General features: G+C 32.3%; 14 protein-coding genes. 7 read left to right on the top strand and 7 right to left on the bottom strand.

Annotated elements, in window-relative coordinates; genetic code table 11:
• The first annotated feature begins 6 nt into the window (after positions 1–6).
• The 4 genes from Q0910_RS11700 (at position 7) to Q0910_RS11685 (ending at position 2,331) form a co-directional block, all read left to right on the top strand.
• Positions 7–843, top strand: coding sequence for a formate/nitrite transporter family protein (locus Q0910_RS11700; protein WP_299216341.1), 837 nt, complete (start codon positions 7–9; stop codon positions 841–843).
• A 22-nt stretch (positions 844–865) separates the two neighbouring features.
• Positions 866–1,165 (top strand): HPF/RaiA family ribosome-associated protein, encoded by a 300-nt coding sequence (locus tag Q0910_RS11695; RefSeq protein WP_299216338.1) that lies wholly within the window; start codon positions 866–868, stop codon positions 1,163–1,165.
• A gap of 17 nt (positions 1,166–1,182) precedes the next feature.
• The gene (locus Q0910_RS11690) at positions 1,183–1,863 is read left to right on the top strand and encodes a type 1 glutamine amidotransferase domain-containing protein (protein ID WP_299216335.1); all 681 of its coding nucleotides are present in this window, start codon (positions 1,183–1,185) and stop codon (positions 1,861–1,863) included.
• A 111-nt stretch (positions 1,864–1,974) separates the two neighbouring features.
• Positions 1,975–2,331, top strand: coding sequence for a DoxX family protein (locus Q0910_RS11685; protein WP_299216332.1), 357 nt, complete (start codon positions 1,975–1,977; stop codon positions 2,329–2,331).
• On the opposite strand, the gene Q0910_RS11680 is transcribed toward Q0910_RS11685, so the two are convergent.
• The 5 genes from Q0910_RS11680 to Q0910_RS11655 all read right to left on the bottom strand — a co-directional run bounded on the left by Q0910_RS11680 (position 2,328) and on the right by Q0910_RS11655 (position 6,390).
• Positions 2,328–2,720 carry a DoxX family protein gene (locus tag Q0910_RS11680; protein ID WP_299216458.1) on the bottom strand — a complete coding sequence of 131 codons (393 nt, stop codon included), beginning with the start codon at positions 2,718–2,720 and terminating at the stop codon, positions 2,328–2,330. The genes Q0910_RS11685 and Q0910_RS11680 overlap by 4 nt on opposite strands.
• 188 nt (positions 2,721–2,908) lie before the next feature.
• On the bottom strand, positions 2,909–3,820 hold the full coding sequence (locus tag Q0910_RS11670; protein WP_299216328.1) for a mechanosensitive ion channel domain-containing protein: 912 nt from the start codon (positions 3,818–3,820) through the stop codon (positions 2,909–2,911).
• A 73-nt stretch (positions 3,821–3,893) separates the two neighbouring features.
• Positions 3,894–5,633 (bottom strand): thiamine pyrophosphate-dependent enzyme, encoded by a 1,740-nt coding sequence (locus Q0910_RS11665; protein WP_299216325.1) that lies wholly within the window; start codon positions 5,631–5,633, stop codon positions 3,894–3,896.
• Positions 5,634–5,685: 52 nt separating this feature from the next.
• Positions 5,686–6,144 (bottom strand): hypothetical protein, encoded by a 459-nt coding sequence (locus tag Q0910_RS11660; protein WP_299216322.1) that lies wholly within the window; start codon positions 6,142–6,144, stop codon positions 5,686–5,688.
• Between the two features lie 93 nt (positions 6,145–6,237).
• Positions 6,238–6,390 (bottom strand): hypothetical protein, encoded by a 153-nt coding sequence (locus Q0910_RS11655; RefSeq protein ID WP_299216319.1) that lies wholly within the window; start codon positions 6,388–6,390, stop codon positions 6,238–6,240.
• A 425-nt stretch (positions 6,391–6,815) separates the two neighbouring features.
• Between Q0910_RS11655 and Q0910_RS11650 the strand changes: the two genes are divergently transcribed.
• Genes Q0910_RS11650 through Q0910_RS11640 form a run of 3 tightly spaced genes read left to right on the top strand, consistent with a single transcriptional unit; the run spans position 6,816 to position 7,700 of the window.
• Positions 6,816–7,145, top strand: coding sequence for a YtxH domain-containing protein (locus Q0910_RS11650; protein ID WP_299216316.1), 330 nt, complete (start codon positions 6,816–6,818; stop codon positions 7,143–7,145).
• Positions 7,145–7,492 (top strand): hypothetical protein, encoded by a 348-nt coding sequence (locus Q0910_RS11645; protein WP_299216313.1) that lies wholly within the window; start codon positions 7,145–7,147, stop codon positions 7,490–7,492. The genes Q0910_RS11650 and Q0910_RS11645 overlap by 1 nt, the downstream gene beginning before the upstream one ends.
• Before the next feature lie 4 nt (positions 7,493–7,496).
• Positions 7,497–7,700 (top strand): DUF6327 family protein, encoded by a 204-nt coding sequence (locus Q0910_RS11640; protein ID WP_299216310.1) that lies wholly within the window; start codon positions 7,497–7,499, stop codon positions 7,698–7,700.
• A gap of 5 nt (positions 7,701–7,705) precedes the next feature.
• Here Q0910_RS11640 and Q0910_RS11635 read toward each other — a convergent pair whose 3' ends face one another.
• Together Q0910_RS11635 and Q0910_RS11630 are read right to left on the bottom strand one after the other, a co-directional pair.
• Positions 7,706–8,770 carry a response regulator transcription factor gene (locus tag Q0910_RS11635; RefSeq protein WP_299216307.1) on the bottom strand — a complete coding sequence of 355 codons (1,065 nt, stop codon included), beginning with the start codon at positions 8,768–8,770 and terminating at the stop codon, positions 7,706–7,708.
• Between the two features lie 202 nt (positions 8,771–8,972).
• Positions 8,973–9,440 (bottom strand): hypothetical protein, encoded by a 468-nt coding sequence (locus Q0910_RS11630; RefSeq protein ID WP_299216304.1) that lies wholly within the window; start codon positions 9,438–9,440, stop codon positions 8,973–8,975.
• Positions 9,441–9,464 lie beyond the last annotated feature (24 nt).

Genomic DNA, 9,464 nt, shown 5'->3' with positions numbered 1-9,464 from the left:
AAAAACATGATAGAGAATCAAGAATTAAAAACGGATAAAAACATAAAAGTTGAAGTTACTGAAAACTCACCTATGTCGCATTCTGAAATATTGCGAGAACAAGTATCAGAAGCATTAGTAATTTATGACAAAACAAACTCAAGTATTCTATTGAGTTCGTTCTCTGCGGGCTTAGAAATTGGATTTAGTTTTCTACTAATCTGTGTAATGACCGCTTTTTTTATTGATGAAACGAATAGCGCTTTAGTATGGAAGATAAATGCACTAGTGTATCCAGTTGGATTTATTCTTGTTGTTTTAGGAAAATCCATGTTATTTACTGAGCAAACATCTTTGCTTACACTACCTGTATTAAATAAAAAATCAAAAATAATAGATCTTTTCAGGTTATGGGGATTAGTACTTACAGGTAATATTTTTGGAGGAATGTTAATAAGCATAGTTGCTATTTGGATTGGTCCCAAATTAGGAATTTTTGATATAAAAATTATTGAAAAAGTTTCAGAACACGTGCTTCATAGTGATCTTACTGTGATATTCGTAAGTGCGATATTAGCAGGTTGGTTAATGGGTTTGCTATCCTGGCTACTTACCTCCTCAGATAGTACGATTAGTAGAATTTTGGTGATTTATATCATTACAGCAGTAATTGGTGCTATGGGATTGCATCATAGTATTGTAGGGAATATTGAGGTTTTCTCAGGACTAATCGTATCAAAAAGTATCACAATGATAGACTATCTTTCCTTTCAGGGAATTGCGATTGTAGGAAATGCTATAGGTGGAGTGGTATTTGTAGCCTTATTGAAATACAAAGCTTTTGCCTACAACGGCAACAATTAATAAATACAAAAAATAAAAATAAATGAAAACAGTTTTTGAATACACTAATGTAAGTGCAAGTGATAGATTAGAATCATTTGTAGAAGAAAAATTAGGCAATTTATCAAATAAGTATCCTTTCGTAATTCGTGCTGATATCTTCTTAAAAAAAGAGAGTAGAGATGACAACTCTGGACACATTTGTGGTATTCGATTAAGTGCTCCGGGACCAAGATTGTACGCCTCATCTGATAAAGTAAGTTTTGAGGAAGCGATTACCGAAACTATTAGAGACCTCAACGATCAATTAGAAAGAAGGAAAGATAAAATGAAAACTTATTAAAATTAACAATAAAAAAGATGAAATTTCTATTCGTATTAACATCACACGACAAACTCGGAGATACCGGTGAAAAAACAGGATTTTGGATTGAAGAGTTTGCTGCCCCCTATTATTATCTTACCGACAAAGGTGCGGAAGTTACGTTGGCATCCCCAAAAGGAGGTCAACCTCCTATAGACCCTAGCAGCGACAAGCCGGAAAATCAAACTGAAGCTACGAAACGCTTCCATAATGATAAAAAGTTACAGGAAAAATTGAGTAAAACCCTTCAACTTTCCGAAGTTAAAGAAAAGAATTATGATGCTATTTTTTATCCTGGTGGTCATGGTCCTTTATGGGATCTTGCCAATGACAAAGATTCTATTAAATTATTGCAATCATTCTACGAAAGTAATAAACCCACAGGTTTGGTATGCCACGCACCTGCAGCTCTAAAGAACGTAAAAACTAGTGACGGTGAATTTCTTGTAAAAGGCAAAAATGTAACCGGATTTACCAATAGTGAAGAAGCAGCGGTTCAATTAACAGATGTTGTTCCGTTTTTAGTAGAAGATATGTTAAAAGACAATGGAGGAAAATATAGTAAAGCTGACGATTGGCAACCTTATTCTGTACATGATGGAAACCTAATAACAGGACAGAACCCAGCATCATCGGAAGAGGTAGCTGAAAAACTATTTAATATGTTGAAGAATTAATTAGAATATTTCCGAGTATACCTCAACAAAAAATGCAGGACGTAATACATCCTGCATTTTTTGTTGAAAATTTAATTAAGTATGATAAATCATTCAATATCTTAGTACACTATGAAGTTACTAACCATCATAACATTTTTTTCAGCTCTATCTTTTCTTTTATATGGATTTAGTTGTCTGTTTTCTAATCATATGAAAAATGAGTTTGTTCGGTTTGGTCTTGAAAAGAGAAGGAATTTAACCGGTGTATTACAAATACTTGGTGGCTTAGGCTTGATTGTTGGTTATTTTTGTTTCCCAATTCTTATTTCAGTGTCTTCCGGTTCTTTGGCCTTATTAATGCTACTTGGTTTTGGAGTACGAATAAAAATTAAAGATCCTTTACTAGCGTCTATGCCATCTCTATTATATGCAATCCTCAATTTTTATATATTTTTTCAAAACACTTTCATCTCGGAACTCTCTTAAAAATAAAGTTTTATATGACTACTGGCAGCAATAAGAGTACACATAACAAAAAAAAGAAAAGCTGGAAAAGATTTATATAATGGGTCTTTAATTTTAAAATGCATTAGTATTGATCCTAATAAAAGAGTTGCCAAACCAAGCGCTGAAAATTCTTTTAGTTCAGGATACCAAATCGATATTATTAATAAAATTGCCAAAATAACTTTTAAGACTCCTATAAGATAACAGGACCAAGTTGATAGTCCATAAGCATGAAACTCTTCGATAATGGTGTTGGCGTTACCACCTCTCCATTTTGTCGCTTTTTTATTCTGAATAAGCCATACGTTTAGTATACTTAGTCCTACGATAGCCTGCATAGCAATGATTACATAATTCATGATAGTAATTTTAATTATTTCTAAGAGCCTAAATCGACTCTTTTTTATTCAATTTTGATCTTCCTTTAATATTTACTCTTTTAGCTTGCGTGTACAACTCTTCTTTCTTCCTATCTTCATAATCTGAAACTTTACTACACTTTGCAAGACTATTAGGAGTGTTAGCGATTCATACTGATCTTCATTTTTTATACTGCCTATTGTTCGCCATCGTTTTCTTCTTTTGATTTTATCTCAATAGTAGTTTTATCAGATTCAAAAGTCGACTTTTTGGCCTTTTCACCATCTTTATTATACACGTGAACTTCTCTTTGAGGAAATGGTAAAGAAACACCTTTATCTTCTAAACGTTTCTTGGCTTCTTCTACAGTATAAAAATGAATGCGCCAATAATCCTCAAGCGATGCCCAATATCTTAGTGATAAGGTTACAGCGCTTTCACCAAGTTTCGAGACTACAACTTCTGGTGGTGTATCTTGAATAACCCCTTCCTGACTGTTGATTAAGTCTAAAAGAATATCTTTTGCTTCTTTAATGTTACTAGTATATGAAACTCCAATCTCTACGTTATTACGGCGAATTGGTTCTGCAGAATAGTTGATGATGTTCTCATTGGATAGTTTTCCATTCGGAATGATTGCCAATTGATTTCCGAAGGTGTTTAACTTGGTTTTGAATATTGAAATTTCTTTTACCGTACCAGAGACTCCTTGTGCTTCAATAAAATCTCCAATCTTAAACGGTTTAAAAAATAAAATCAATACTCCTCCTGCAAAATTAGATAAAGATCCCTGCAATGCCAATCCAACAGCTAAACCAGCAGCACCTAGAACGGCTACTAACGAAGAAGATTGTACTCCTAATTGTGTAATGACTAATATTAGTAATAAAACTTTGAGCCCTATGCTAATCAGATCGTACAAAAACTTCTCTAAAGTCTCATCATAATCCTTTTTCTGGAAGAATTTACGTAAGCCTCTACTAAACAAATTAATGATCCAAATACCCACAAAGAATATTACAATTGCAGATACTACGCCAGGCACGAAGTCCCAAACCCATGTTACGAATTGCTCCCAATTTTCTCCAGTAAGTCCTAATTTTTCCATTTTATCTGATCTATTTATTAATATTAATTTGTTTTTCTAATATGCTTTTCATTTCTGTCAATTGTAACGTAATCTAATCAAAATAAGCTTCGATTTCGTTCTTAATGTTTTCCCATTGTTCTTTTTCTCCATTAAATGCTCTAAATATTTCTTTAATTTTTGACAGTCCAAAACCCTTAGCTTCTTCGAAACCTATCTTAGGAGGTAAAGATAGCTCTGCATTTGTAACTACTGCATCAATAATAAAAGACTTTTTAGAACTTTTTGCCATTTGTATAGCCGCCAAAATGTCTTTTGCATGAGTAACTTTTATTCCATCCCCTCCACAAAGCTTTGCGTACTCTGCAAAATCAAAATTATCGACCTTGAGAGCTTGAAAATTAGGTGCTAATCCAGCTTCTTCCATTTCTATTTTGACAAAACCTAATTGAGAATTATTGAATACAATAATCTTAATTGGTAATTCATATTTAACAGCAGTAGAAAAATCCTGTAATGACATATTAAAAGCACCATCACCAATCAACCCCCAAACTTCTCGATCAGGAAATTGAAGCTGTGCTCCTATTGCAGCCGGTAAACCAACAGCCATTGATCCGTGGTTAAATGACCCTATAATTCTCCGATCAGAATGAAAATTCATAAAATTAGAAGCCCAAATAGCTGCGGTTCCTGTATCAATAGTAAAAATTGCATCATCCGAAGCTATATCGCTAACACCTTTTGCAAAGATATGTGGATGTAAAGGCTCCATATCACGAGATGGATCTGCTTTTTTATCATTAGATTCTTTCCAATCACTAAACTTCTCTGTTAAGGTATTTAAAAAAGAATCATCTTTTTTTTTTGAGCATAAACTAAGAAGTGAAGTAATTGTTGTTTGAATATCCCCGTGAAGACCTAAAGTGACAGGTGAACGATTACCAATGTTCTCAGGTCTAATGTCAACCTGAATAGTTTTAGTTTCTTCAGGAAGAAAATCTGTATATGGAAAATCTGTCCCTAACATCAATAATAAATCACAATCCATTACAGCTTTATAACCTGAGGGGTTACCTATCAGTCCTGTTAATCCTACTACATTATCAGTTGTGTGATCAAATACATCTGCTGCTCTTAGTGTATGGGTTATTGGAGCTTTTAATACTTTTGAAAAATTAATCACCGCTTCTCTCGCTTCTCTACACCCGGCTCCTGCTAAAATTCCTATTTTCTTAGACTCATTGATAAATTTTGCAGCAAGGTTTAACTCCTCCTGGCTAGGAACAACATTACTTTTTGATCTGAATACAGTATGAACAAAATCTCTGTTTTCGACTTTCATTTGGGCAATATCTGCTGGCAATTCTATCCTACAAACACATTTGTGATTCACTGCAATCCTGATAGCCCTAAGAATAACTCTTGGAGCTTCTTCTGGAGACCTTATGATTGCTTGATACTCACATACATCATCATATATTTTCTTAAGATCTGCTTCCTGATGATAATTTGTACCTAAATGCTCTATCGGTATTTGCCCGGTTATCGCAATTACAGGAGACCGCTCTTTTTTCGCATTATATAAACCATTTATTAGGTGTAAAGCTCCGGGACCAACAGTACTGGCACAGACTCCAAAATTATGATTAAGTTCTCCTTGTGCAAACGCTGCATAGGATGCATTTCCTTCATGATGTACTCCAACCCATTCAATAATATCCTGTTTACCAATAGCATCTATAAGAGGATTTAAAGCATCTCCTGCGACTCCAAAAATATGTTTCACTCCTTCATTTTGTAATATTTCCAATAACTGTTCAGATACATTCATTATTTTATTTTTAAATTAATTGATTAACCTCGGCACCCATTCTTTAATTTTTTTAAAAAACCAGCTGGGATTCAAAAGGTTTTGACCACTTTGATACTCTATCTATTGCCGGAATAAGCGTAGCAAAAACTTCAAATTTTCTAGTATACACCGAAGTATTATCTTGTAATTCTCCCAGTTTGATAGTCATGGGTGTTTTAATACTGATATTTTCTTTATTAGCCTCTTCTGATCTTATCAAAACACTTTCCTTGCATAAAAAATCATCCTTCCGTTCATTTCTAACTACTCTCAACACTTTGGTATCATCCCAATTAGAAATCAATACAGGCAAATCTTTAATTCCATGAACGTCGTAGACGAATAGATGTAATAAATACTCCATATTGCCAGATATATCTAATGGATGAAATTCTATTTCAGTTTTTACGATGATCGTGTTTGTTTTTGTATCATCTACCTCAACATATTCTGGAATTTTATCAAGGGTCACTTCCGTTATTTTTGCCATATTGTTATTATTTACATGTTAAAAAAAGAGATTATGATTTCTATTTATTCACTATTCTACCGTGATTATTACTTACAAAAGCATCAATAACTATTAAAATACATCTAGGAAAACTCCCGAAGCAATAACTCCAATTATCAATAAAATCAATACCAATACAATGAACTTTGTCCCTATTTTTGTCTTTGTATTTTTCTGAAAAATATAATCTCTTCTTTCCTCGTCTTCTTCTTTTACGAATTTCATTTTTTGTATGTTTTTAATTAAACTATTATTATTTTAAACAATTTATTTTCTTATTTACAAATTCAAAAATTCCTTCTTTTGAAAGGTCTCCCCTATACTTTACAGCCATAATACCACCAAAAGATACCTTAAACTAGAAATGCTTCCTCAGATTTTTTTAAGGAAGCATCAATCTCATTTACTTAAATAGGGTAATTTCTCCTGTAGAAGGATAAATTATTATGATTGTACTTGCCATCTAACATCATTTTTACTACATTCAAAGATAGATTGAGAGATGTGAAATGATGAACGCTTTTGATATAAATGTTAATTCGTTTGCCAAAAATCATTTCCGTTAACATCCTTATGGTTTGAGTTAAAGCTTACGACTATTTTTGATGAATTTTGTAGTAAATAATTTAACAACTTAAAAAACAATAACAATGAGTAATAGTGGAAATACATTTTTAGGAATTTTGGCGGGAACCGCAATCGGTGCAGCTTTAGGTATTCTATTTGCTCCAGATAAAGGAGTAAATACAAGAAGAAGATTAGTAGATGAGGCGCAAGCAACCAAAGATCATTTAGCAAGAGAGGCCTCTAATTTAAAACATCAAATAGCAGATACCGTATCTACTCAAAAAGAAACATTAGACACCAAAATTGAGTCTCTAGTTTCTGATGCAAGTTATAAAGCGGACGATGTGATCACCTCTCTCGAAAAAAAATTAAGCGAGTTGAAAGCTAAGAACAAGAAATTACAGAAATCGTAATGGGAGTAATTAACGCAATAAACGAAACCTCTAATAAAGCTTTCGATTCTGGAGAAAAGTATGTAAAAGCCTCTCAAGAATATTACAAGCTCAAGGCTTTTCAGCAATTGGCACTGGCATTTTCATTCTTAAGCAAGCTGGCCATCATTGGTGGCTTGCTTTTTCTTGGATTAATATTTTTAACTGTGTCGGGAGCAATTTGGTTAGGCCAATTTATTGGTAGTACAGCATTGGCTTGTTTAATAATGGCCGCAGCACTTTTTGTTTTTACGGGTATAGCATATCTTATTCGCCAAAAAATTGATAAAAACATTATAAAAAAAATGTCTCAAGAATTTTTTGATTAACGCTATGAAAAAAACATACACCTCATTTAAGGAAATAGAACAAGATCTGCGTAAGTTAAGTTTACAACGTCAAATATCTCTGGAAGAAATGAAACTTCTAAAATCTGAGTTCAAAGATGATTTACAACCGTATCAGTGGGTTTCTACTGTTCTTAGTGCTGTAAAAAAATATGGTATATTCTATTTAATCAAAAGGCTCTTCAAATAGTATATTTATGATATGCCTACAACCTCTTCTACAGGCAACTCAGTTCTGTTTTTGAAATTATTAGGGCTAATATCATACTTTTCTTTAAAAATTTTAGAGAAATAACTTCTACTACTAAATCCTATAGAATATACAATCTCTGAAATATTCATGTCGGTAGTTCGTATCAAATCTCTAGCAGCTTCTAACCGCACATGTCGAATGTATTCTGTTACTGTTCTAGCATATAACAATTTAAATCCTTCCTGGAGCTTTGCCTGAGGTAAACCTGTTTCTTCAGATAATTGTTCTAAAGAATAATCTTTGGCTACATCCTTGATAATTTTCTTAGCTAAACTTCTAATTATCTTTAATTCTCTTTTTAAAAGCGTAGTAGGTAACACTTTTTCTTTCACTGCTCGATCATGTTGCTGAATATGCATAGATAAAATTTGATAAATCATACCTTCTATTTGTAATATCCTTATCATACCTTTTTGCTTTATTTTTCGTAAAGCACCTATCTGATCTGCTAATTTTAAATTAAAAGTGCCAAAATAAGCAAAGGCTTTTTCATGATCTTCATCCATAAAAACTTTATATAACTTCTCATTGAGCTGTGATACATTGTTGAGTCGTTTTTTTAAATACTTTTTTCTTGCAATTTGTATTACGTTAATTTCTAATTTTTGTTCTCTCGGAAAATAACCGTAATTATATCCTCCATCCCGGCTAGTAATAATAACTGACTGAAACTGTTCTAAAGTATGTATTTCATTTTGATAACCAAATCGATGTCCGCAATGTCCTGTGAGGCAATATGCAAAATGAATTGGGTTATATTCTGAAGCATCCATGACTAACACAAACTCCTTATGAAATATAATATCATATTCTAGCAGGTTTACTCCCCAATCAAACGTAATAAATCTAATGGAACCATGCGCATTTAGATTATTAACGGTGAGTTCATACTCTCCCCATCTTTCCTCTATTTTTCCTCCTATAACTTCCTGAATTTGCCTTACTGTTCCTTCAGTATCCTTAGCAGTAATATTAATTTCTATGGCGGTTGTTGGTTCTGCGTACATTTTTAAAAAATGATTAGAGTGATATTTTTGTTTAACGTTATTGTAAAATTAACAAACAAAAAATAATTTATTCTTTATTTGAGGTATAAGGTTTTGTTAAGATACATCAAAAAAGAAATGTTATTACAGATAGCATATTATAAAATCAAAAAAACTCCCAAAAAAGGGAGTCTTTAAAAATATTATATCTTTAGATAATTTTTTAGATTGAATCAAATTCATCTACAAAAAAGTAGTCTTTGTCTGCGTTATTCACAAAATATACTCCTTCCCCAAAAATATACTCTACATTTTTATTATCAACGATTACTTTAAAACCTCTTTCTGTAGGCTTTAATTCAAAACTATCATTAGCATCTTTGCTGTATCGTAATACAATGTATTTATCATAATCGCTATATAGATCATTATCTACGTAAATCAATTTTGTAACCTGTTGAGGAGAAATTTTTCTATCTTGATTTAATTTTCCTTTATCAGAATCATCTAGCATTACTTTTGACTTACCTGTTTTATACACAGTAATTCTGTAAGGTATTGTTTTTCCATCTTTCTTGAATTCGTACGTTTTAGTAGTTCTAGTTTTTATAACTTGTCTATTGCTCTGCGCAATTGCACCTGTAAGTGTAAATGTGATTAACAATGCTGTTATTAATTTTATCATTTTCATTTTTATATAATTTTAAAAGGTTAT

The organism is uncultured Aquimarina sp., from assembly GCF_947495315.1.
In the GTDB taxonomy this organism is placed as follows: domain Bacteria; phylum Bacteroidota; class Bacteroidia; order Flavobacteriales; family Flavobacteriaceae; genus Aquimarina.
This window is presented reverse-complemented; position numbering and strand designations above follow the sequence as displayed.

What these genes read in the sequence shown, in the direction of transcription:
- Q0910_RS11630 (WP_299216304.1), bottom strand. Translation starts at nt 9,440, where the DNA reads ATGAAAATGATAAAATTAATAACAGCATTGTTAATCACATTTACACTT.
- Q0910_RS11635 (WP_299216307.1), bottom strand. Translation starts at nt 8,770, where the DNA reads ATGTACGCAGAACCAACAACCGCCATAGAAATTAATATTACTGCTAAG.
- Q0910_RS11690 (WP_299216335.1), top strand. Translation starts at nt 1,183, where the DNA reads ATGAAATTTCTATTCGTATTAACATCACACGACAAACTCGGAGATACC.
- Q0910_RS11655 (WP_299216319.1), bottom strand. Translation starts at nt 6,390, where the DNA reads ATGAAATTCGTAAAAGAAGAAGACGAGGAAAGAAGAGATTATATTTTT.
- Q0910_RS11640 (WP_299216310.1), top strand. Translation starts at nt 7,497, where the DNA reads ATGAAAAAAACATACACCTCATTTAAGGAAATAGAACAAGATCTGCGT.
- Q0910_RS11700 (WP_299216341.1), top strand. Translation starts at nt 7, where the DNA reads ATGATAGAGAATCAAGAATTAAAAACGGATAAAAACATAAAAGTTGAA.
- Q0910_RS11650 (WP_299216316.1), top strand. Translation starts at nt 6,816, where the DNA reads ATGAGTAATAGTGGAAATACATTTTTAGGAATTTTGGCGGGAACCGCA.
- Q0910_RS11685 (WP_299216332.1), top strand. Translation starts at nt 1,975, where the DNA reads ATGAAGTTACTAACCATCATAACATTTTTTTCAGCTCTATCTTTTCTT.
- Q0910_RS11695 (WP_299216338.1), top strand. Translation starts at nt 866, where the DNA reads ATGAAAACAGTTTTTGAATACACTAATGTAAGTGCAAGTGATAGATTA.
- Q0910_RS11660 (WP_299216322.1), bottom strand. Translation starts at nt 6,144, where the DNA reads ATGGCAAAAATAACGGAAGTGACCCTTGATAAAATTCCAGAATATGTT.
- Q0910_RS11665 (WP_299216325.1), bottom strand. Translation starts at nt 5,633, where the DNA reads ATGAATGTATCTGAACAGTTATTGGAAATATTACAAAATGAAGGAGTG.
- Q0910_RS11645 (WP_299216313.1), top strand. Translation starts at nt 7,145, where the DNA reads ATGGGAGTAATTAACGCAATAAACGAAACCTCTAATAAAGCTTTCGAT.
- Q0910_RS11670 (WP_299216328.1), bottom strand. Translation starts at nt 3,820, where the DNA reads ATGGAAAAATTAGGACTTACTGGAGAAAATTGGGAGCAATTCGTAACA.